This is a genomic window from Streptomyces sp. NPDC002476 (assembly GCF_042889785.1).
Taxonomy (GTDB): domain Bacteria; phylum Actinomycetota; class Actinomycetes; order Streptomycetales; family Streptomycetaceae; genus Streptomyces.
The window spans coordinates 1-22,284 of record NZ_JBIARH010000067.1 but is presented as its reverse complement, the minus strand read 5'-3'; the positions used below and the strand labels follow the sequence as shown (position 1 = coordinate 22,284).

Below are 22,284 nucleotides of genomic sequence, written 5' to 3'. Positions count from 1 at the left end.
GCGCGGTGGACCGCGACGACGAGGTGCTGGCCGAACTGACCATGCTCACCGGCTACGACAACGACCTGGCCGGCGAGGTCAACCGCGCCACCAACAGGCTGCGCGGCCTGCTCTCCCAGATCCACCCCTCTCTCGAGCGTGTCCTCGGCCCGCGCCTGGCCTACCCCTATGTCCAGGCCCTCCTTCAGCGCCACGGCTCCCCGGCCAGGCTGAAGAAGCTGGGCCGTGCCCGCTGCGAGGCCCTGCTCAAGGTGCACGGTTCACGCAAGGCCCACCACCTGACCGCAGAGATCTTCGACGCGCTCGCCGAGCAGACCCTTGTCGTTCCCGGCACCGAGGCCAGCGCGCTGATCGTGCCGGGGCTCGCCGCCCAGCTCGCTGCTGCCCACGCCCAGCGCCGCCAGGCCGAGCAGGAGATCGCCACCCTGCTGGAGGCCCTCCCTCTTTTCCACCTCCTGACCTCCCTGCCCGGCCTGGGTGTCAGGACCACAGCAGCCGTGATCGTCGCGATCGGTGACGGCACGTCCTTCCCCACCGCCGGACACCTCGCCTCCTACGCCGGACTCGCCCCGGCCACGAAGTCCTCGGGCACATCCATCCGCGGCGAGCACGCACCCCACCGCGGCAACCGCCTCCTCAAACGTGCACTGTTCCAGGCCGCGTTCGCCGCCATCGGCTGCAAGTCCGACCCGTCCTCCCGGATCTACTACGACCGGCAACGTGCACGCGGCAAGACCCACACCCAGGCGATCCTCCGCCTGGCCCGCCAGCGCGTGAACGTCATCCACGCGATGATTCGTACCGGGGCCCTCTACGAAGCACGCACCCCGGGCGACGTCGACCTCGCCGCCTGACGACTCCACCGCCCCTACCTTCCAGGCCCCATCACACTCGCGCACCGGCACGGCCACTCCGGCCCTGCTGGCCATTGGGCTGCCCATCAGCCACCCAATCCGCCGGGAACATCCCGCTTCGCGGGACGTCCCCGAAAACCAGGATCAACCTCTACAAGCCGACCGCACCGGGGTTGACGAAACAGATAGGGGCACCCCCCCCCACGGAGACGAGGTTAAACGACAAGCTCAGAGCCTTTTCCTGACCCCCTGGCCAAGGTGCAGAGTACAGAACCCGCTGAACGTCACAGTTACGTAAGGTCCAATCATGCGAATCTCGGACTTTCAAGCCTTATGCTCCCCTTGTTGCGCCACCCCGTGCGCCCACCATGAGGAGAGGAAGCCGCCATGGACGCGATTGAGGCTCGTAGTCGGTTCGCGGAGCTACGCAAGCAGGAGGGCCGGATCTCCGCCGCAGAACTCGACGAGATCTGGGCGGCGCTGGACACCGTCCGCCCCGAGGAAATCCTCGGTGAATGGAAGGGGGGCGAGTTCGACACCGGACATCCCCTGAACGGTCAGCTGGAGCAAATCAGGTGGTACGGCAAGAGGTTCGTGAGCGTGAAGGATGTGAAGCCGCTTCTCTGTCGCGATGACCAGGGCGAGCTGTTCTCCAACATTGAGCTCGGCAAGGGTGAGTCCAGCCTGTGGAACGTCGAGTTCCGCGGTGAGGTCACCGCGACGATGGTTTACGACGGGCAGCCGATATTCGACCATTTCAAGCGCGTCGACGACACGACCCTGATGGGGATCATGAACGGCAAGGAGTTCCCCGAAGACGGGCCCTTCTTCTACTTCATCCTTGAGTACGCAGCCTAATACTCCAGTCTGGTTTCGTGATCTTGCGGTGGGCCCGGCCGGGAATGGGTACGGCCACCGCGTGATCATCGGGGGTTGTGTGGACTCCTGAAGATTGTGCGGTGGCCGCAGGCCATAGCGTAGACCCTGTCCGCTGGCGGGCGATGTTCGACCAGGTCATGGCCCGGATCGCGGGACGGTTCGGCAGAGTTGAGCCGAGGGCGAGTGCCCGCGCCTATCTGCTCGGGCTGCTGTCGAAGGCGGAACGGAAGAACTGCTGGCAGCTGGCCGAGCAGGCTGGTCACGACCGGCCCGGGCCGATGCAGCGCCTGCTGCGCTACGCCCGCTGGGACGCTGATGCTGTCCGCGACGACCTGCGCGCCTACGCCGCCGAACACCTCGGCGCCGACGGCGCCGTTCTCGTTGTCGACGAGAACGGTTTCGTGAAGAAGGGCCGGTACTCGGCAGGAGTGCAGCGGCAGTACACCGGCACTGCAGGCCGCGTCGAGAACTCCCAGGTCGGCTTGCTCCTCGCCTACGCCACCAGCCGGGGACGGGCTTTGATCGACCGACGGCTCTACCTCCCCGAACACTCCTGGTCCAACAATCCCGAACGCCGCACCGCGGCAGGGATACCCGAGACGGTGCGGTTCGCGACCAAGCCCCGCCTGGCCGGGGAGATGATCGCCGCCGCGCTGGAAGCCGGGATCACCGCTTCCTGGGTGACCGGCGACGAAGCCTACGGCCAGGACCCTCAGCTCCGTGCCGCCCTCAAGGCGCGCGGCATCGGCTACGTCCTGGCCGTCGCCTGCTCGACACGGGTGAGGATCAACCGCGGCCGCACCCTCATGCGCGCCGACGCCGTCGCCGGCCACCTGCCCGCCACCGCCTGGCACCGTCAGAGCGCCGGGAACGGCGCGAAAGGCCCACGCCACTACGACTGGGCCTGGATCCACATCGGCACGGACGAACACCGCCACCTGCTCATCTGCCGCAACCGCAGCACCAGGGAACTCGCCTTCTACCTATGCTGGTCACCCACCGCAGTGCCTCTGTCCGAACTGGTCCGCGTCGCCGGCGCCCGCTGGAGCGTCGAGGAGTGCTTCCAGGCCGCCAAGAGCCAGGTCGGACTCGACCACTACCAGGTCAGGCACTGGACCTCATGGCACCGGCACATCACGCTCGCCATGCTCGCCCTGGCCTTCCTGATCGCCCTCGCCGCCGACGCGGCCCCGAACCGCCCGCAGACACCCACCACCACGGCCGCAGCAACGACCCGATCACATTGACCGTCCCGGAAATCCGCCACCTACTCGTCACCGCCTTCAACCCACCAACCGTGACCGCAACCAGGCTGCTGCACTGGTCCAACTGGCGCAGACACCACCAGGCAACAGCCCGACGCAGCCACTACCGACGACGAACCCGCTGGATAGATCACGAAACCGCACTGGAGTACTAACCTGCGCGTTTCATCTGGGATGGCGTCCGGATCGTGATCAGAAACGCGAAAGTGCCTTCTGAGCTGCAACGATGAGGCTTGTCTAGGATGTGGTCCTCGACCCGGGCATGGGCCCGGTGGCGGACCTCCAGGTACTGGAGTGAGCCGCCGCCGGCGACGGGCGTGTCGGTGAGGAGGACCTGGTGGCGCATTCCTTCGTCCTGGTCGAACAGGGACAGCTGGGCGCCGGGGTGGGGACGCTCGCGGCGGACGATGATGCGGGTGCCGTCCGGGTATCCGGTGAGGTCGACCAGGCCGGTCAGCTCGGCGACCTCGGCACCGGCGCGAAAGGCACCGTCCTGTTCCAGCGCGGGATGCCATACCTGGTCGGGCAGCGCCCGGATGGCTGTGCGGACGTGGTCGGTGACGGCGTGTCCGAGCTTGGGGCGTGACCGGGTAGTGTGCACGCAGAAAGTGCCTTCCTGCTGGTACGACTGGGACCTTAGACAAGCCTCATCGTTGCAGCTCAGAAGGCACTTTCGCGTTTCTGATCATGATCCGGACGCCATCCCAGATGAAACGCGCAGGTTAACGCCGAGCGAACCACGTGATCGTGACGTCGTTGGCGAACCAGGTGCGATCGGCCATCTTGAAGAGAGTGGGGTTGAACTCCCCGTCGAACACCGAGATCCCGGTTCCTGCGACTACGGGATAGCTCTTGATGATCAGCTCGTCGATCTCCGGCAGCAGTGCGCCGGCGAGAAGTCCGCCCCCGCAGAGCCAGATGTCCTGGCCCTCCTCCTGCTTGAGGTCGCGGACCAGGGCTAGCGGGTCTTCGCCGACCACGGTGACTGCCGGGTCGGTGTCGGGTGCGAGCGTGCTCGACACGACGTACTGACGCAAGTGGGCGTAGGGGCTGGTGAAGCCTGGCTGCAGGCCTAGGCGATAGGTTCCGAGCCCCATCAGGACGGTGTCGAAGCGCTGGTTGGGGGTGTCCGACAGGCCGTGGGCGGCGCGCATAGAGGTGGGGACTGTCTCGGGGTAGCGGGCATTGGTCCACTCGGCATAGGCGGCGGCCTGCTTCTCGTCGCCTTGAGGGTAGAAGTCGAACTCTCCGCCGGGGCCGGCGATGTAGCCATCGATAGTGACGGCGACGTAGTACACGAGCTTCCGCATCTGGATAACTCCGACCGTAGTACTATGAATGAAGTGCTTTGAAGGTAGTGCTACGAATGGAGTGGTGTCAATGGTGCGCAGGAACGACGAGCGAAGGGCCGCCCTCGTTGATGCAGCGATCGAGGTACTGGCCAAGGAGGGAGCGCGAGGTCTGACCTTCCGGGCTGTGGACGCTGAAGCCGCCGTGCCCGCCGGCACGGCCTCCAACTACTTCGCCAACCGCGATGACTTGCTCACCCAAGCGGGCGCTCGGGTCTACGAACGGCTCCAGCCCGACGAGGCGACGATCGCACGACAGCGGGCGAGCACGCCGGACCGGACGACCTACGCGATACTGATGCACGAGTTGGTATGCCGGATCAGTGCTTTCCGCACCGGCTATCTGGCGCTGCTCGAACTGCGCCTCGAAGCCACCCGGCGTCCCGAGCTGCGCGTGGTGCTGACCGAGCGTGTCCGCGCCGACGTCGACGCCAATGTGGCCTACCACGAGGAGTCCGGCCTGCCCGGCGACGCGACCGCAGTCCGGCTGCTGTATCTGGCGTTTAACTGGCTCATCGCCGAACAGCTCACCCTGCCCGGGGTGTTCTCAGAGGCCGAGCGCGAACAACTCGTCGAGGCTGCGGTCGAACGCATTGTGACGCCGTAACCCGTCACGCGAAGACGGTCCTGCTCGCTCAGCGGGTTGCTCGGCCAGTGAGCCGGGCGGCGACGACACCAGGCAACCGCCGCTCGACGATCACGCCTGGGCCGGGGCCCTCTCGTTCTGCCGGCTGCGCGGACCGGGCACCGTTGCCCGGATGGACAGGTCCAGATCGAGGCCCGCTACTGGCAGCGGCCGATCGTGGCCGTCCTGTTCGACGCGCCTCTGGCCACCGTCCAGACACAGAACGCCAGCCGCGACCGGACCATGCGGGCCAGCATCAGGGCGGCGTCCACCGCCTTCGCCCCGGCCGGGTGCAGCACCGCCGCGCAGATGGTCCGTGTCGCGATGTCGACCGCGATCGTCAGCTCGGTGCGGCCCAGCACTCCGTCGTCCATGACGGCCATCACGTCCAGCGGCGTGGTGTCGATCTGGACCTGTTCGCCCGGCCGGGCCGCGACCGTGGTGGAGAACACCCCGGCGGGCCGGTTGGCCGTCTGGCGGCGGGTGACGGCCGAGCCGAAGGTGTGGCGGCCCGCCGACAGCGCGTCGACCAGGCGGTAGAACGTCGCCCGGGAGGGCATCGCGACCGCATCGCCGTACTCGTCGTGCACGAAGCGTTCGACCTGCCGCAGCATACGGGCCTTGGTGCCCGTCGAGGTGTTGGTCTGGGCCTCGATCGCCGCGATGGTGGCCTCCACCACGCGGGAATCCACGTTCCCCGTCGGCTTCGGCCTCGGCGCATAGCGGCCGTCGACCAGACCCCCACAGGCCCTGTTCCCGGTAGCGACGGCGCATCCGCTGGATCGTGCGCAGCCCCGCCCGCTGCCCGGCCGCCGACAACTCGGCGGCCTTCGCCTTCTCCCGCTCGGCCAGCGACCGTGACGCCGGGTCATACTCCGGCCGCGGAACGGCTCCGGCCTGAGCATCTGGCGGCAGCCCGGTCTCGATCTCCACCAGGTGGCGTTCCCACCGGCAAGCCGCCTCGGCAACCTGCCTTCGGCAGCCCCTCCAGCAGGCCTTGAGAAGTCAGCGGCGGCACCGGCGCGGAGCCGACCACCTCGAAATCCGGCGCCGCGAACAGACAGGCCACCAACACGGTCGACGGCTCACCAGCAGCGGACAACAACCGCACGGTTGTTCCTGCGACGGCCACCACGGTGTGCTCCAGACCGCCGAAGACGCCCCGGTCCCCGACCTTCAGCAGCGGACGCGGCCTCACCGCCCGTCCTCCACCGCGAGACGCACCACCGTGCGGTTGCTGAGCAGCACCGACAGGTCAGTGAGCAGTTCCTGGCGCCACATCAGATGGAACAGCACCGGGAGCACGGCGATCGGATCACCGGCCTCCTCGGCGCCCTCCATCAGCAGTCCCGAGGCGGCGAAGAACTCCCGGAGCCGTGCGGCGACTTCGACGTTGAAGCAGCGCGGGTGCCAGTAACCGGCCAGCCAGCGCAGGTTCACGGCCTCCACCGGGTCCAGCTCGCCAAGCAGGGCATAACTCCAGCCGATCTCGGCGCAGGCCCGCTCGGTCGCGGCGAACTTCGCCAAGTCCTGTGCGGGGACGCCGGTTTTCCGGCCGGGAGTCCACCAGCAGCACCGAGCCGTCGGCGCGGCGTACGAAGTAGTCCGGCGCGTGCGAGACGGACTTGCCCCGCTCGTTCTCCCAGAACAGCCACAGTGGCTGTGAGGTCAACGCGGTCACAGCCGGGTCGAAGTCGAGGGCCATCGCGTGATCGCGCTCCAGCCACGACTCGTATCCGACGTGCATGCCAATCGTCGCGGACCAGTACAGACCCGGGTAGTTCCGCTGCCCGCGATACGAGGAGAACTCACGCACCGGACACCCGTCCTCAAACCGCACCCCTGCGGCTCTGGCCAGCGGTATCCGGCGTTCCACCCGGTCATCCATGTAGCTCACTTCGAAGCCCTCAACCCGGGCGGGCGTTGCCCCAGAGACCGCCGACAGCCGGGTCACCGAACCTCGCCCCTGCTCGGTGGAGCCGTCCAGGACATGGCCAAGGCGAAGCCGAGGTCATCGAACCGGGCCCCCGGGAAGACATTCCCGTAGAGCTCGCGGAACTGCTCGCGCGAGAGGTAGCAGTCGCTGAGAAGATGCGCCAGCCAGGGACGGCTGTGCCAGAAGCGCAGCTGGAACCATGCGTCCCGAAGCCCCACACGTCGGATCTCACTGGGGAAGCTCCACAGCGCAGGCCAGGTGTACGCCTTTCGCGGCGGCGTCGGATACAGATCACACACGTTGCCGATCGGTGCGACGGTGCCGCCAGGCCTCACGAGGCTCTTCAAGTGCTCCAAACCCGCGCGGTAGTCCTCCAGGTGGTGCAGCATCGTGTGGCTGTAGACCAGGTCGAAGCCGTCTTCGTCTTCCAGGTCGAACAAGTCCTTGACCATGTAGCGCGCGTTGGGCCGTGCCCTCTTGGCCCTGGCGATCTCGATCAGGGGAACACTCAGGTCCAGACCGACGACTTCCTCGAAGCTGTCCGCCAGGGCCTCGACCGCGTGCCCCGAACCGCAGCCGGCATCCAGGGCACGCTTGCCCTTCAAGCCCAACCCAAGCAGCCAGGCGGTGTTCTGCGGGAGAAGACTCACAAAGCGGTCGTAGTCGAGGGCGAACCGGTCGAAGGACTGAGGATCAGCTATCTGCGTCATACCTGTCGTCTGCCACGACATCGTCAGTGGTTCTGCCACGGAAGTGTCAGTAGGGCTGGAGTTCGACGAGCAGGCTGTGGATGTGCCCGTCGGCACCGACGAGACCCTGGCCAACCTCGTCAGCCGCAAGGCGCGTAAAGAACTTTTGCCAATCTTGAAGCAACCAATGGACGATGCCGACTTTCTGACGTCTCGCGCCCTGCGATCGATGGGAGACACGAGATGAAACCGCATATGGCGAAGGGCAGCCGTCCTCGGTCGGCGGTCCCGGGCTGTCTGCCCGGCTGGGCTCCGGCCACAGCACTCCTCCTGGCCGTGACGACATCCTGCACCGGCTCCGCACCGGGAAACGGTGCCGTCGCGGTCGGAAAGCCCGGCACGGCCGGAGTAGGAGATCGGCTGTTCCCAGGGCTCGGCAATGGTGGCTATGACGTGGTGCACTACGGGCTGACGCTGGATTACGTGCCCGAGACCAACCACCTGAAGGGCACGGCGATCATCACAGCGCAGGCCACCCAGGACCTGAGCCGCTTCAACCTCGACCTTTCAGGGCTGCGGGTACGCACCACCACGGTGCAGGGAGCCAAGGCCCAAGTCGCTCGCTCGGGCGACGAATTGCTCGTGACACCGGCGAAGACGGTGAGGAACCGCGAAGTCTTCAAGACAGTCGTCACCTACGACGGCACACCGCGCACGCTCAAGGACGACGACGGAGGCCTGGAAGGCTGGATAGAGACCGACGACGGCTCGACGGCCCTGGGTCAGCCGTCCGGCTCCATGACCTGGTTCCCGGGCAACCACCACCCGTCGGACAAGGCCACGTACGACACCACGGTCACCGTGCCCAAGGACGAGGACGGCGACCCCTACGACGTGATCAGTAACGGCAAGCTGATCACGGAGGAGGACAAGGGGAAAACGGTGACCCGCCACTGGCGCACCGAGGAGCCCATGGCCAGCTACCTCGCACACGTCTCCATCGGATACTTCGAGACCCACAAGGGGCGGACGGACGATGACGTGCCCGTCTACGTCGCCATCGACCCCGACGAGGCCGAAGGCTCCGCCGATGTCCCAGACCTGGTGCCTGAGATCGTCGACTGGGCCGGCAAACGCTTCGGCCCCTACCCCTTCTCCTCTACCGGTGCCATCGTCGACCACCTGCCCGGGCTCGACTACGCCCTGGAGACCCAGACCAAGCCCTACTTCGGCGAGGCGCCCGAAGAGGCGCTGCTCGTGCACGAACTGGCACACCAGTGGTTCGGCAACTCCGTCACCCCGCGCGAGTGGAAGGACCTGTGGCTCAGCGAGGGTCTGGCCACCTACGCGGAGTGGCTCTGGGAAGAGGAGCGGGGCGACAGGAGCACCACGGAGATCTTCGAGGATTACTACGACGGCACGGACACCGAGAGCGAGGGCATCTGGGCGTTCCCGCCGGCGGATCCGCCCAGCGCAGGACGCGTCTCCGATCCGCCCGTCTACGGACGCGGTGCCATGGTCGTGCACAAGGTGCGCAGGGCCGTCGGCGACGAGACCTTCTTCGACATCCTTCATACCTGGACCCGGCAGCACCGGCACGGCAATGCTGACACCCGGCAGTTCATCGCCCTGTGCGAGAGCAAGTCCGGGAAGGACTTGACCGCGCTCTTCAACACCTGGCTCTTCGACAAGAAGAAGCCCTTCCGGATGTGAGGAGGGCGATCCGACGAGAGAAGGGCTCTCCCCGGGGGAAAGCCCTTCTCCAGCCCGCAGGAGGCCCTACGCAGGCGGGTACACGAACGTGATCTCGCGGTTCAGGCCGGTCTCGTCCGCATCCGGGTACATGGACACCTCACCGTCGGACCACCGCACCAGGAAGTCGTCCGGGTGGCGGTTGTCCGTGTAGTCACCCGCGCCCAGGACGGTGGCGTGCGTCCAGAGCCGGTTGGGCTTCTTGACCTGGATCTCGCCGTGGAAACCGTTCTGGTCGACGTCCTTGTAGAGGGTCAGCTCTCCGTCCGTCCAGCGCACGATGAGGTCGTGCTGGTCGTTGCCAGTGAAGTCGCCCGACGTGATCGTCGCGGCGTGCTTCCAGGTGCCGTTGGGCGCGGCGAGTTTCTTCTCGCCGTGGAAGTGACTCGATCCTTTCATGAAATCGAGTCTCCATTCGAAGCGGGGCGGTTCAGTCCGTCTGGGCATCTCGGATTCAAAAGCGTTGGCCAGTGTCACCGCCGTCATGACCCGCGCGCCTGGCTGAGTGAAGTTTTCCAGCACACCGCCAGGCCGCCTGCCGCGCCTGCCGACACATCGAACCAATTGTGCGGAAACTGAGCAAAACCCTCGCACCCGAGACGACCTGAGCGCTGGAGTTGACTGGTGATTGTGACCGACTGGCAAGCCCTCCACGGCCTCACTGCGACGGATCATCAGGCCGAGTTCGACCGGCTCACCGGTAACGGCTATCGACTCCTCAAGATCACGGGCTACGAACTCGGCGGCATCCCGCGGTTCGCCAGTATCTGGGCGATCCAAGGTGGCAACGCCTGGCAAGCGCGTCACGGCATTTCGGCGGGCGACTACCAGGCTGCAGTCACCGCACTGAGTCACGACGGATTCCGGCCGGTCGACCTGTCGGTGTTCCGCTCGGGGAACGACGTTCTGTTCAGCGCGATCTGGGAACAGGAGGAGGGCCTGGGGTGGATCGCCCGCCACGGGCTGACCGGGGACGAGTACCAGGCCCTGTTCAACGATCTGTCGAATCAGGGGTTCCGTCTGCGCTGTGTGTCGCCCTATGAGGACGAGAACGGTGAACGCTTCGCCTGTGTCTGGGACCGCTATGCCGGTCCGGCCTGGGAGGCCCGGCACGGACTGACGGCGCAGGAGTACCAGGACGAGTTCGACGCGCAGAACCAGCGCGGTTTTCGTCTCGTGCGGGTGGTCGGCTACTCGATCGGCGGCCAGATCCGGTACGCGGGTATCTGGGAGCAGTCGCCCGGTCATCCGGGGAGTGCGGCCCACGGCATCACGAACGACGACTACCAGGGCCAGTTCGACGCCAATGTGGCAGCAGGGCTGCGGCTGGTCGATGTGAGCGGCTCAGTGGACGGCGGGTCGGCACGCTACACCACGATCTGGGAGTCAACGCCGGAGGCCGACTTCAGCGCCAACCCCGCGGCAGGTCTGGTGGTTCCCTTCATGCAGAAGTGGGCCGTGCCGGGGTTCTCCTTCGCGATCGCCCGCAACGGCACGCTCCGGGCGACCGGCGCCTTCGGCTACGCCAACCGCATCACCCGTGAGATCGCCACGCCGGATTACCGCTTCCGCATCGCGAGCGTCACCAAGCCCCTCACCTCCATCGCCGTACACCGGCTCATCGAGCAGGGCCGACTCACTCTGACGGACCAGGTGTTCGGCACGGGGGCGCTGTTGGGAACCACCTACGGGACGCATGCCTACAGCACCCGGGTACTCGCCGTGCAGCTACAGCACCTGCTGGAGCACTCCGCCGGCGGCTGGACCAACGACGGCAACGACCCGATGTTCCAGCAGACACAACTGGGGCAGGACGCGCTCATCTCCTGGACGCTCGACAACAGGCCCCTCACCGCGGACCCCGGCACCACCTACGGCTACTCGAACTTCGGTTACTGCCTGCTCGGCCGGATCATCGAGCGGGTCAGCGGGGTGTCGTACGCGCAGTTCGTCCACCGTTTCGTGCTGGACCCGAGTAACGCGGGCCAGACCGTCCTGGCCGGCGCCACCGCGGCGGACCGGCAAGGTCAGGAAGCGATGTACTTCGGCCTCGATCGCGACGCGCCCTACGAGATCCGGATCGACCGCATGGACTCCCATGGCGGCTGGGTCATGACGCCCGCCGACATGCTCCGTTTTCTCTTCTCCGCCGACGGCCTGCCGGTGCCCCCCGACCTGCTGCAGCCAGGGACACGCACCGCGATGACCACCGCGTCCGGGGTCCGCCCGGTCACCCCCACCACGCCGGGCTACGCCCGGGGGTGGGCGGTCAACAGCGCCGGGACGATCTGGCACGACGGCACCCTGCCCGGCACACAGTCGATCTTGGTCCGCCCCTCCGACGGGCGCGCCTGGAGCGCTGTCTGCAACACCGGACGTCCGAACACCCCGCTCGACAAAGAGTTCGACGACCTGATGTGGCAGGTGCAACAGGCCGTCTGAGCGGTGGCCGGCCGGATGCGTTCGGGAAAGCTGCGGTGGGCGTTGTCACGTTGTGGGTGCGTGACTGTCTGATGGTGCGTCGGGGCGTGGTGGGCCCGTGGCCGGGCCTGTTTTCAGGCCGTGGTGGGCGGGTTGGCAGCGCCGGGTGATCTGGTCCCAGACCGTGAAGCGGATGGTCATCTCGGCTCGGTGGGCGGAGGCGGTCATCAGGTGGCGGTGGGGGTGGAAGTACGGTGAGATGCCGCTGAACGGGGACAGGAACGGCTGCGCTGTGCCGACGGAGCGGAAGCCTTTCATCGCGTGTTCCCGCTGCCGCGTGGGCTGGTGGGAGTTCTCGGCCCGGTTGTTCAGGCCCTTGTGGGAGCGGTGCTCCACGGAGGGCATGACGTCACGGTGGGCTGCCATAGGAGCGGAGCTTGTCGGTGACAACTATCCACGGGACCGCACGCGTCTTCTTCATCAGGCGGCGGAAGAAACGCCTGGCCGCGGCCTTGTCCCGCCTGTTCTGCACAAGAATGTCCAGGACGTTGCCGCTGGCGTCGACGGCCCGCCACAGGTATTTCAGCTCCCCATTGATCCTGACGAACACCTCGTCCAGATGCCATTTGTCCCCGGGCCGGGGCCGGCGGCGCAGTCCGTTCGCACAGGCCTGCCCGAACTTCGCACACCAGCGGCGGACCGTCTCATAGGAGACGATCACGCCGCGCCGCAGCATCAGCTCCTCCACCTCGCGGAAGCCGAGCGGGAAACGGAAGTACAGCCACACACAGTGGGAGATCACCTCGACCGGGTACCGGTGCCCCTTGTACGACGGCGACGCGCTGTCCACGGACGGCCCCCTCCACCACGACCAACCCGAAGATCATCCCACCTGGTCGGCCGACGTGACAGCACCCATCGATGAGCTCGACATGGGTCGTACCGAGCGTGGGGCGGTTCTCGAACGGCACGATGGACTCTTCGGGCCACGGGCCGCACACCGGGTCCAGGAGCAGGTCCCGCATCCGGTTGAAGCTACGCTCGACCGCGAGGACCTGATCGAAGTCCGTGCAGTCCCAGGTACCCATGAGGACCGCACGCGACCAGGAGTAGTCCCGGTTTGCCAGGTCAGTCATCACCGAGCAGGCGGTCGGTGATCTCGAAGACCTCGGACTACTGCCGGGCGCGGCTGAACTCGCCGGCGCCGACCCGGGCGGCGAGGGTGTCGTCAGTGCTGGACAGCAGGGAGCCGTAGCCGGTGGCGGCCCACAGGCTACGTTCGGCGGGCACCTCGAAGTAGGGGACGGTGCGGCCCTGGTCACGGACCGCCAGCACCTGCGGCGCGCGGCGGGTGCGCAGGTCCTGGCCGCAGTCCTCGCAGACCGCGACATCGGCCCGCTCCCGGCGGCCGAGCGGGCGCCAGGTGGTCCGGCGGACGGCGGTGCCGTGCCGGGGGTCGAAGAAGCACAGCGGGAGTCCGGGGGCCGGGTCCAGGGCGGAGCGTCCCTCGGCGACCAGGGCCAGTACTCCGGCCAGGTCGGGCAGGCCCCGTGCGGCGTCCAGCACCCGGCCAGCCGCGTCGTAGGCGTCCAGGGCCCGGCTCAGACCCGGGGTGGCGGCGCCGTCGGCGTGCTCCACGGCCTCGCCCAGAGCGAGCAGTTCGGCGACGGCCCGGCGGCGCAGCCCGGCCTCGTCGGCGGCCTCCTCGGCGGCGAAGACGGCGTCGGGGAAGGTGAAGGCGGTATGCCGGGGCGAGCGGCGGCGGCGTACCAGGAAGGCGGCACCGACGACGGCGAGAACCAGCACCGCGGCGAGCGCGAGCAGGGTCCCGGAGCCGCCGGAGGAGCCGAAGGCGTTCTCCCCGGCCCGGGGGCGGGCCGAGTACTCCTTGTCGATCCTGGCGGTCTCGGCCTTGTAGACCTCGGTGCCGTTTCCGGCCTTGATGAGTTCCACGGCCTTGCCGACCCGGGCGGCCAGTCCGGCGTCGTCGAGTTCCTTCAGGAAGCCGACGGCGGAGGCGGCGTCGCGGGTCTGGTGGGCGTCGGTGGGCCACTCGGTGCCGGTGAGCCACTTCCCGTACGCGTCGTTGGTGATCAGGATCAGCTGCTGCCGGTCGAGCCGTTCCTTGAGCACCGCGGCGAGGGCGCGGGGGTCGCCGTCGAAGGCGTCGCCTTTCTTCAGCGGCACCAGCACCACATTGATCGGCAGGCCGGTCGCTTCGATCTGGTCGACCAGCGCCTGCTGCTGGGAGGGGTTGACGGCGGCCTCGTAGGACGGGTCGACGTAGACGGGGTCAGTTGCCAACGCCTCGGCGATCGTCGTGGCGCTCGGCCCGGTCCCCGCGGTCTCCGCCCGAGCGGGGGCGCCGGTGCCGAGCAGTGCCGTACAGGCCAGCAGCAGGGCGGCGAGCATTCCGGCGGCGAGGCCGCGGGAGGCGCCTGTCGGACGGTCACTGGTCAGTCGGTCACTGGACACTGGCGGACTCCCTGGCCCTGAGGATGAGTGCTTCGAGCCCTTCACGGGCGGTCGGCAGGACCTGCCCGGCCTCGTCCCAGGCGGTCCGGGTGCGGCCGTCCGCCCCGGGCAGGCGCAGCAGCCGTTCGACGGCCTCCCGTTCTCGGGCGGCCGGATCGCCGCCGCGGAGGGCATCCCGGCAGGCGGGACACAGCCGCACGGACCCGGGGCCGATGCCGCGGTCGGCGAGCCATGCCGGGACCTTGCCGCCGGTGGCCTCACCGTGCAGCGGGTTGAGGCGGCAGAGGGCGGGGTGGAGGTGTCCCCGGAGGGCGGCGAGTCCGGCCTGGGCGAGAACCGCGACGGCGGCCAGGTCGCCCGTTTCGGCGGCCTGGCCCGGGCGCTCGTCGCCGGTATCGGCCAGCAGTTCGGCGGCGTCCAGGCAGTCCCAGGCGCGGGCGCGGCCGGGCGCGTCCTGGTCGGCGGCGGCCAGCAGCCCGGCGAGTTCGCGGACGTCGGCGGCGGCCCAGGCGCGCAGTTGCCGCACGGACGGCAGCGCGGTGGCGTGCCGGGGCCCGGAGTGCTGCGGCGGCGAGGGGTCGGCCGTGCGGGTGCGGCGATATTCCAGCACGGCCCGCGTGACGGCGATCAGCAGCCAGGCGATCAGCAGCAGGGCGCCCAGCAGCATGGTGCCGAGCATGATTCCGGGGCCGAAATCGCTGCTGAACAGTTTGGGCAGCCGGTTGTCGTGCAGCGGGGGCAGTTCGGTGTCGCGGGCGGCGGGGTCGTCGCCCTTGCGCGGCTGGGCGGCGGGGTCGTCGCCCTTGCGCGGCTGGGCGGCGGCGACGGCGTCCAGAGTCTGGTCGAGGCGCGGCCTCACCTGCAGGTCGCCATCTCTGCGGTACTCCGGGTAGCGGACGGTGGACGGCAGGCGCGTGAAGTGGCGCGCGGCGTCCTGGCCGGTGCCGAAGGTGTCCAGGTCGATCCGCCCGGACACTGGGTCGACCAGCACGTAGACACCGTTCTGGCCGGTGCGTTGGTGGACCAGGGCGAGCAGGGTGCTGCTATTGCCGCCGCTCTCGTCGTCGCTGCGGGTCGGTGTGACCAGCACGTGCACCGGACCCTTGGGCGCGAGTTCGGCGATCCGCTGCCGGATCACGGGCAGGTCGGCGGCGGTCAGCACATCCGCGGTGGACGGGTCCTGGTAGACCGGTCCGGCGGCGAGCCCTGCGGCGACCTCCTTCACCCGGGCGTCCAGGTCGTCCCGGGTGACGTTGAGGTACGGGCTGTCGATGGTCTGCGGGAAGACGGTGGGTGCGGCCTGCACCACGGCGACCACGGCGGCCACCGTCGCCACCAACGTCACCGGCAGTACGCCGCGTCGGCGGACGGCGGGCCATCTGGTGCGGGCCGGGGTCCTCTGCTGCACCGCGGCCCTGCCGGATTCCTTGCCCGAGCCTTTGTCGGATTCCTTGCGCGAGCCCTTTTCCAGGCCCTTGCCGGATTCCTTGTCCGGGCCCTTGCCGGATCCCTTGTCCAGGATGACGGCCGAGGTCTTCGACCCGGCGGCCTCCTTCTTCCCGGTTGGCTGCGACCGGTCGGAACGGCGGCGGGAAAGCCGGATGCCGAGGGCCAGCACCAGGCCCGGGATCACCACCACGGCCAGGCCGAGCAGCAGGTTCTGGTTCTGCCGATCGGTGGAGCTGATGTACAGGGTGGGCTTGCCGTCCTTGCGATAGCGGTCGTACAGCTCGTCGGCCCTGGCGGCGGCCCGGTCGTGGCCGGAGGCGATCGCGTCGACGAAGGACTCGAACGAGGCGAGCGGGCCGGCCCTGTACGGGGTGCCGTAAAGGGCGATGCGGCGGGCCTCCTCGACCGGGACGTCGACGCCGAACGCGGAGGAGGTGATGTTGCCGTAGTCGCCGATCAGCACGTACAGGCCGTTCTTGCCGAGCCGGTCGTGCACCAGGCTGAGCAGCGTGGCGTCGTCCGTGGGCAACGCCAGTACATAGGTGGGCACGCCGGTGCGCTCGGCGAGGGCGGCGATGTCCGGGGCGAGCGAGCGCGGCAGTTTGCGGGGACGGTCGGCGGAGACGTAGACGGGGTTCTTGCGCAGCTCCTCGGCCAGGCGCTCGGACCGGGTTGAGCCGTCGGTGGGTTGGCTGGCCGACGCGGCGGTCGCCGTGGGCGTCGCCGCGGTGCTCGGGTCGGCCGCGACGGCCGTTCCGGCGCTGCCGAGCAGCACGAGGGCCGCGAGCGCCGCGCCCGCCCGGGACCCGAACGTCCCGGTTCGTCTCCGTATCGCTGACAGCGTCCGCATCGGCGCCCTCCCGGTGGCTCGGCCGGTCACTTTACCCGCGCTCGTTCCCGACGAGTCCGGACACCCTGCGGCCCGGGGACGGCACGAGGGGGTGGGATTGGGTGCAACGGCTTCGAGCATGGGTGCGGCCGGACGGAGGAACGAGGGGCCGGGGATTCGGCGTCGCGCCTCGTCCCTCCGTCCGGCCGCACCCGATCCGCACCGCGGGATCGCGGGAGTGCTGCAACAGCCCTCCCAGGGGCAGCACTCGTTCAGCGAGCCGGCCGTGCAGCCTCCCTTTGATCGTCTCGGCCTCGGCGAACCAGTCAGCGGCGAGCAGCAGCTCCACGTGCTCAGCGAGGTTCTCGGCTGGCAACGCGCAGAATGCGGCAGCATGGTGCGGAAGAAGTCCGTCGTCCTCGCTGGGCGCGAGACGGCCGTCGGGGCGGGTGTGGGCGGCGGTGTACAGGGCCTGCCCGCACATCCCCCTGTCCCACACCGAACGCGCCCTGCAACGACAACTCACGGCCCCGATCAGCGAGCGGGAGTGAAAGCCGCGCGCCGCGACGAGCTTGCGCTATGCAAGAGGAGATAGAGAGCGTGCGCAGCAGGCTCAGAAGGTGTGCGCAAGGAGAGTTGATGAATCACAGCACGTGGAGGACATGCCGGGCACGGCAACTCGTGGGTGAGACGGTGGGGTACGACCGGGAGCACGTCGACGCGCGGCTGGCCGGCGATCTCGGGCAGGCGGTCTACGACCGCCGAATCGAACTCAGCCTGTCCCGCGCCGAATTGGCCGACAGGGCCGCGATGACCGAACCCCAGGTGCCCCAATTGGAGGGCGGCGACACCGTACCGCCCCTCCCCATGCTGCGGCGCCTGGCCAAAGTCCTGGACGGCTCGCTGACCGTGGCCATCGACGAAGGCGACTCCCACGTCACCTTCGCCCCGCGCTCCTCATGAAACCGAGCCCCCGAAGACCCTCGTCCAGGGGGCGTCGATGTCCCCGCCCACCGCGCCGAGCCTCGTCATCGGGCCGTTCCCTCCTGGTACGCATCGCTCAGGTGCTCCTGGAGCCGCGCGTGGCGGAACTGGTAGACCACGCCTTGCTGGCGCAGAACACCTCGGACGTAGGCGTCCCGCAGGAACGCGTCCAGGTCCTTCGGCAACCGCCCCGTCAGACGAAGCCAGATCCGGCCCAGGACGACCCAACGCCCCCAGGCGGTCATGCTGCCGATTCCGAGCGCGACCGCGGCCCCGGCCGCCAGTCCGGCCCCGAGTCCGTTGAGGGCGCTGTTCCATGCGACCCCGAACAAGGTTCCGTGCCCGACGCCGATCACAAGTCCCACAGTGACGATCTGCTTGAGCACTGTGGCGCGGTTCGTGTCCAACAGGACCGACGAAGCATCGGCTTTCTCTCTCGGAATGACCTTTTCGAACCCGGCCCCGACGGCGGCGACGAGGCCCAGCACGAGCCCCAGTCCGGTCCCTTCCGCGAACAGCAGCCCCACGGACGGCCAGATCATGGACCAGGTGGCGCCCGCGAGGGCATTCAAGGCCGCGACTCCGAGTGCCCACACGAGCCCGAACAGGAGCCCGCCGACGAGCCCGCCCTGGACTCTGGGGCGGAAGTTCTTCCGCAGCCTCGACTTGTCCCAGCCATGACGACTGATCTCCATGCGCGACGGTTCGAACATCGGTCCGCCGTCCCGCATCTTCGTGGCGAACCCATGCATGAGCCCGAAGGTCAGCCCCAGCCCGGCTCCGTCCGCCAGGCCACTGATACCTGCCAACATGAGCCCGTAAGCGGGCCCGTACCAAAGCGCGCCTTCGGCCCCGAACACGAGTCCGGCCACAAGACCGGAGGCGACTCCGACCGCGACACCGACCCGCAGCATGACCCAGCGCAGCTTCATGGCGGTGCCCAGCCGCCACCACTCGATATCGGGCGTACCGAGCCTCGTCAGATGGGCGGCGAGGTAGCCGAGCCAGTGCCGGACGCGCTCGGCGTCCCAGCGGCCGTCCTGCGCCCCGTTTCCTTCCCCTCCCGTGGACTTGTCTTCGAGGAAGCGCTCATAGGCGGTACGGATGAAGAAATCCAGGAGGTGCTTCTCGAGGGCCTCCTGGGTACCGAACTTCTCGGTGTCCAGCAGCTCCGACGGGTCATGGCCGGACCGCCTCGACTCGTAGGCGAACCGGGCGAGTGTGGTCATCAGTGGGGTGGCCAGCACGGTGGCGAGATTGTCACCGGCTCGGGTGCGACGAGGGCTACTCAACTCGTCCAGGACGTAGGCCCATCCGGCCTGTTTGGTGCCCTCCGTGCCGTCGGAAGGAGGTGTACCGGTGGTCTCGCGCAGATAGCGGATGGAGTCGTCCAAGCTGAGGTCGACCAATTCGATGACGGTGGCAGAGGGCTTGTCGTCGCCGGTTTTGATCGCTTCATAGCGGCTGGTCACCACCAATGGCAGGGTGATTTCCTTGAGCTTAGTCACTGCCTTTTCGTGCAGGTCGACAGCGATCTCGTCGAAACCGTCCAGAATCGGCAGTACGTAGTCGGATCCCAGCAATTCTGAGGCCCACGTCTCCTTGCTGGGTCCGGTCTCGATGAGAAAGGGAAAATCCCGCTCCAGTCTGCTGACCAACCAGTCTCTCAAGTCGATATTGGCAGGGTTCCATGATCCCATACTGAAGATCACCGGAACCGGCTCTCTGCTGCCGGGAGAGCGTGTTTCCAGGCGGAACTTCGCAAAATGCAGGGCCAGGACACTCTTTCCTGATCCTCCCCGCCCCTGCACAATCAGCCAGCGGGAACCTGCCTTGATCGCGTCTATTTGGCTGGCCAGATCCGCCAGGGGAACAGCCGCTTCCTCGCATGGGGTATCGCTGGTGTCTTTCCTGTCGCCGGACGTGCCCCGGAATGGCCGCCAGTGCACAGGCAGCGGGTCCTGATTCGCCAACCGCAGCTGTTCCACTTCACGGGTCAAGCGGCGCCTGACGCTGCCTGCGAGCTGATCAGCCCAGTAGGTTGGCGATTCCTTGTCGATGGGGGCCGTGATGATGGTGGTGAAGGTGCTGTGGTCGCCGGTATTGATAGTGCCCTGGTTGTCCCCCACGACCGAGACCGATCCTCTGCCGTCCGGCTGGTCAGGGGGGCGCACCGCGGGAGCCGTTTCCTGTGGTTCGGGTGCGATGCTCACCGAGAGAGCCTGATTGTCATGTTGTTGCCAGTGTTGATCATTCCCTTGTTGTCTCCGCCCACCGCCACGCTGCCCTGGCCGGTGGCCTGCACGGTCGGGCGCTGAGGCAGCATCGCCGACAACTCCGCGGCGAAGCCGGGGTCTTCCCGCAGGGCCTTCTCGATCTGGAAGCGCAGTGCGGCCTGCGCTTCCCGTGCGTCCCGGTCCTCGCCCGGCTCGGCCAGGTCACTGACAGCGGCCTCGACCGACGCGGCGTCGGTGCCACGGTTCAGGATCCGGGCGAGCAGCCGCTGGCCCAGCCGTACCGTCTCACCGGCCGCGAGGTCCTCGGCCTGGGTCAGCACGCTGACGCCGTACGCACCCACCGCCGCTTCGACAGCGGGTACGACCTGGCCGAGTAGAGCGTCGACACTTGTCACCAGGGCCCTCCCTTGATCCGCGTACATGGTTTTTCCCGGGCGCAGGGGTGAACTCCCTGGTGCGGGACATCCGGACCTCAGAGTAGCGCCGGCTCAGTGTCACAGTCGATGGATTCGGGCGCCAGTACGAACCTGTGACGTGGTATCAAGTGTGTCCCGGAAAGCGCTCCGCTCAGTGAAGATCAAAAACGTCAGCACAGGTCCCTGACATGCAGCCATTCGTGTCAGCCCGCAAGGGAACTGAAGCTGTCTGCGGTACGTCTTTCCAGGAGTGGTACGGACATGCTGGATGAAATTGCCCAGGCGCCACGGATTCGGTGCCGAGCAGGCGATCAGAGGGGCGTGTCGATCTTCGGGAAACGGGAGTTGTTCTGTAATCGAACACCTCAGTAGTGGTCGGAGTGGAACTCATGAGCACCAGGTACACCAGATCAAGGATGAGGATCTTCCTTGGGGCCGTGACGGCATTGGCGGCGGCGACCGGAATGGTGAGCGCCGTCGGGGCCGGTACGGCATCGGCACGACAGCTTGCGCGGACATTCGGCTACACGTGTTCGCTGGTCGGGCCCGGCGTCCAGTCCTTCACGGTGGACGTCTCCGCGAACGTTCCGGACCAGGTCGTGGCCGGCCGGCCGGGCACGACCATCGCCGTCAACGCGGTGGCGAAGGTGAACGCCGGCGTCACCCAGTGGCTTGCCAACTCCGGCATGTCGACCATCGAGGGCACGGTGGACGCATCGGCCCATGTGAGCGCCCCGAAGCAGCAGGTGGACATCGCGGTCCCGTTCCGCCTGGCCAAGACCACCGCGCCCGCCTCCGGTCCTTTCACGGTCAGGGCGACCGCCAGCGTGACCACGCCGACGTTCAACCACCAGGGCAGGGGGACGGTCACGACGGGCGACTTCACCCTCCATATCGTCGCGAAGAACGCGGCGGGAATGTGGCTCCGATCCGACGGGCAATGCACTCTGGACTCCGGCCAGAGCAACGTCGTGACGTCCTTCGACATCACGGCAGCGAGTTCGAAGCCCTCCACCCCTCCGAATCCGCCGACCGGTTCGGCGGGCTCCAGCCACCCCAAGCCGACGACGGGTTCGGCCGGTTCCACCAATCCGAAGCACACAGCCGGATCCGTCATCCCCACCGCTCCGAACCAGAAGACCGGATCCGTGGCCGCCGACGCCCCGAAGGCGGCCACGCCGAAGGACGCCGGGCCCGCGACGGAACATGCGGCCACGCCCGGAAGCCCGAGTTCCCAGCCGTCCAGCGCGACCGTGGCCGACCCCGTCCGTGAGAAGCCGAGGCCGGTCGAGCCCGCGATCGTCGGCAAGCACCGTGCCACCGGCCTTGAGATGAGAGACCTCATCTGGCCCGCCGTCGGCGTACTCCTCGCCTGCGTCGCCGCCTTCTACCTCGGTACGCGGATGAGGAACCGCCGCCGCATCAGCGGCGACGGAGAGGTTCAGCCGCCCCGCGACCCGAAGCCGGGCCTGCTCATCGCGGCCGCCAGGGACGAAGGGCCCGACGCCGATCACCACAAGAAGCTGCACGCCGCCGTTCGCCGCCCTCGTGGACAGGGGTGCGGAAACGCATCACGCGGCAACATGGCCAGGGGCGTCACGGAGGGCCAAAACCTCTTGTGGGGACGGCACGTACCGCACCAGGCCGACCACCAGACCCTCGGCACACGAGCGCGTGGTGGCACCGACGTACCGAAAGACGAAGACGTCAACGCCGTGATCCACGAGGAACCGTGGCGGAAGCCCACGACCACAGCGAAAGCCAGGCCGTAGCCCGAACGCTGCGCGCCGTCCTGCCCATACCCAGCCGTACCAGCGTGTACGTGCTGACCTGCGGATGCCCCGACGCCGAGGGCCTGCTGTCCTGGCACATCGACACCGAGCCCCGGTCCTACGAACTCGGCCTTTCCCCCGCCGCAGCCGGTCCGAGGCAGGTGCAGCATGTTCAACGGTCAGCCCGGCGCGTGCGGGCGAGGGCCGGCATGCCTCAGCGGGCACCGGAGTGATGCGATACCTGGGGACTTCAGGGTGGAAGTCGCGGCGTCCCGCCCGGTGAGCCGCACCAGTCTCCTGGAGCTGGAACATCTGCGCGGCACAGGTGGGTGAGGCAGGGGTGGTCGTGTGT

Annotated in this window: 20 protein-coding genes and 2 pseudogenes; 10 read left to right on the top strand and 12 right to left on the bottom strand. The window is 68.0% G+C overall.

Translation table 11 applies throughout. The features are described 5' to 3' along the window. The 4 genes from ACFYXM_RS35330 to ACFYXM_RS35315 all read left to right on the top strand — a co-directional run. On the top strand, positions 1-854 hold an 854-nt coding region (locus tag ACFYXM_RS35330), incomplete at its 5' end, for a transposase (RefSeq protein ID WP_389295738.1). Between the two features lie 387 nt (positions 855-1,241). After that, entirely contained in the window at positions 1,242-1,712 is a 471-nt protein-coding gene (locus tag ACFYXM_RS35325) for a DUF4334 domain-containing protein (RefSeq protein ID WP_389295737.1), read from the top strand. Between the two features lie 143 nt (positions 1,713-1,855). Continuing rightward, the gene (locus ACFYXM_RS35320; RefSeq protein ID WP_389295735.1) at positions 1,856-2,980 is read left to right on the top strand and encodes an IS701 family transposase; all 1,125 of its coding nucleotides are present in this window, start codon (positions 1,856-1,858) and stop codon (positions 2,978-2,980) included. A gap of 50 nt (positions 2,981-3,030) precedes the next feature. After that, positions 3,031-3,153 carry a hypothetical protein gene (locus ACFYXM_RS35315; RefSeq protein ID WP_389295734.1) on the top strand — a complete coding sequence of 41 codons (123 nt, stop codon included), beginning with the start codon at positions 3,031-3,033 and terminating at the stop codon, positions 3,151-3,153. Here the strand turns inward: ACFYXM_RS35315 and ACFYXM_RS35310 are convergent. Both ACFYXM_RS35310 and ACFYXM_RS35305 read right to left on the bottom strand, forming a co-directional pair. Continuing rightward, positions 3,150-3,599, bottom strand: coding sequence for a hypothetical protein (locus ACFYXM_RS35310; protein WP_389295732.1), 450 nt, complete (start codon positions 3,597-3,599; stop codon positions 3,150-3,152). The two genes, ACFYXM_RS35315 and ACFYXM_RS35310, sit on opposite strands and share 4 nt — an antisense overlap. 121 nt (positions 3,600-3,720) lie before the next feature. Continuing rightward, complete coding sequence (locus ACFYXM_RS35305; protein WP_389295730.1) at positions 3,721-4,308, bottom strand: dihydrofolate reductase family protein; 588 nt, start codon at positions 4,306-4,308, stop codon at positions 3,721-3,723. A gap of 70 nt (positions 4,309-4,378) precedes the next feature. Between ACFYXM_RS35305 and ACFYXM_RS35300 the strand changes: the two genes are divergently transcribed. Then, the gene (locus tag ACFYXM_RS35300; RefSeq protein WP_389295728.1) at positions 4,379-4,954 is read left to right on the top strand and encodes a TetR/AcrR family transcriptional regulator; all 576 of its coding nucleotides are present in this window, start codon (positions 4,379-4,381) and stop codon (positions 4,952-4,954) included. Between the two features lie 176 nt (positions 4,955-5,130). Here the strand turns inward: ACFYXM_RS35300 and ACFYXM_RS35295 are convergent, their stop codons facing one another. From ACFYXM_RS35295 to ACFYXM_RS35280, 4 genes and pseudogenes are all read right to left on the bottom strand, one after another. Next, complete coding sequence (locus ACFYXM_RS35295; RefSeq protein WP_389295726.1) at positions 5,131-5,652, bottom strand: hypothetical protein; 522 nt, start codon at positions 5,650-5,652, stop codon at positions 5,131-5,133. Positions 5,653-6,166: 514 nt separating this feature from the next. Continuing rightward, positions 6,167-6,499, bottom strand: a complete 333-nt coding sequence (locus ACFYXM_RS35290; RefSeq protein ID WP_389295724.1) for a TnsA-like heteromeric transposase endonuclease subunit — start codon at positions 6,497-6,499, stop codon at positions 6,167-6,169. A 73-nt stretch (positions 6,500-6,572) separates the two neighbouring features. Next, positions 6,573-6,860 (bottom strand): annotated as a pseudogene (locus ACFYXM_RS35285) (TnsA-like heteromeric transposase endonuclease subunit); the annotation flags it as partial. Positions 6,861-6,922: 62 nt separating this feature from the next. Next, the gene (locus ACFYXM_RS35280) at positions 6,923-7,657 is read right to left on the bottom strand and encodes a class I SAM-dependent methyltransferase (protein WP_389295721.1); all 735 of its coding nucleotides are present in this window, start codon (positions 7,655-7,657) and stop codon (positions 6,923-6,925) included. A 4-nt stretch (positions 7,658-7,661) separates the two neighbouring features. Between ACFYXM_RS35280 and ACFYXM_RS35275 the strand changes: the two genes are divergently transcribed. Beyond that, complete coding sequence (locus ACFYXM_RS35275; RefSeq protein ID WP_389295720.1) at positions 7,662-7,844, top strand: hypothetical protein; 183 nt, start codon at positions 7,662-7,664, stop codon at positions 7,842-7,844. 89 nt (positions 7,845-7,933) lie between these two features. Continuing rightward, complete coding sequence (locus ACFYXM_RS35270; RefSeq protein ID WP_389295718.1) at positions 7,934-9,310, top strand: M1 family metallopeptidase; 1,377 nt, start codon at positions 7,934-7,936, stop codon at positions 9,308-9,310. A gap of 66 nt (positions 9,311-9,376) precedes the next feature. On the opposite strand, the gene ACFYXM_RS35265 is transcribed toward ACFYXM_RS35270, so the two are convergent. Beyond that, positions 9,377-9,748, bottom strand: a complete 372-nt coding sequence (locus tag ACFYXM_RS35265) for a hypothetical protein (RefSeq protein WP_389295716.1) — start codon at positions 9,746-9,748, stop codon at positions 9,377-9,379. A gap of 231 nt (positions 9,749-9,979) precedes the next feature. Here ACFYXM_RS35265 and ACFYXM_RS35260 point away from each other — a divergent pair, with 231 nt between their 5' ends. Then, entirely contained in the window at positions 9,980-11,791 is a 1,812-nt protein-coding gene (locus ACFYXM_RS35260) for a serine hydrolase (RefSeq protein WP_389295714.1), read from the top strand. Positions 11,792-11,944: 153 nt separating this feature from the next. On the opposite strand, the pseudogene ACFYXM_RS35255 reads toward ACFYXM_RS35260, so the two are convergent. The 3 genes and pseudogenes from ACFYXM_RS35255 to ACFYXM_RS35245 form a co-directional block, all read right to left on the bottom strand. Further along, positions 11,945-12,620: pseudogene (locus ACFYXM_RS35255) on the bottom strand (IS6 family transposase); the annotation flags it as partial. 323 nt (positions 12,621-12,943) lie between these two features. Further along, a complete protein-coding gene (locus tag ACFYXM_RS35250; RefSeq protein WP_389295713.1) occupies positions 12,944-14,245 on the bottom strand; it encodes a hypothetical protein in 1,302 nt (433 codons plus the stop codon). Further along, positions 14,235-16,544 (bottom strand): hypothetical protein, encoded by a 2,310-nt coding sequence (locus ACFYXM_RS35245; protein WP_389295711.1) that lies wholly within the window; start codon positions 16,542-16,544, stop codon positions 14,235-14,237. The genes ACFYXM_RS35250 and ACFYXM_RS35245 overlap by 11 nt, the downstream gene beginning before the upstream one ends. 618 nt (positions 16,545-17,162) lie before the next feature. On the opposite strand from ACFYXM_RS35245, the gene ACFYXM_RS35240 reads away from it, so the two are divergent. Continuing rightward, entirely contained in the window at positions 17,163-17,486 is a 324-nt protein-coding gene (locus tag ACFYXM_RS35240; protein WP_389295709.1) for a multiprotein-bridging factor 1 family protein, read from the top strand. A gap of 65 nt (positions 17,487-17,551) precedes the next feature. Here the strand turns inward: ACFYXM_RS35240 and ACFYXM_RS35235 are convergent, their stop codons facing one another. Both ACFYXM_RS35235 and ACFYXM_RS35230 read right to left on the bottom strand, forming a co-directional pair. After that, positions 17,552-19,720, bottom strand: a complete 2,169-nt coding sequence (locus ACFYXM_RS35235; protein WP_389295707.1) for an NACHT domain-containing protein — start codon at positions 19,718-19,720, stop codon at positions 17,552-17,554. Beyond that, complete coding sequence (locus ACFYXM_RS35230; protein WP_389295705.1) at positions 19,717-20,139, bottom strand: hypothetical protein; 423 nt, start codon at positions 20,137-20,139, stop codon at positions 19,717-19,719. Before ACFYXM_RS35230 ends, ACFYXM_RS35235 begins: the two co-directional genes overlap by 4 nt. A gap of 410 nt (positions 20,140-20,549) precedes the next feature. On the opposite strand from ACFYXM_RS35230, the gene ACFYXM_RS35225 reads away from it, so the two are divergent. Further along, on the top strand, positions 20,550-21,932 hold the full coding sequence (locus ACFYXM_RS35225) for a DUF6801 domain-containing protein (RefSeq protein WP_389295703.1): 1,383 nt from the start codon (positions 20,550-20,552) through the stop codon (positions 21,930-21,932). The last annotated feature ends 352 nt before the right edge of the window (positions 21,933-22,284 follow it).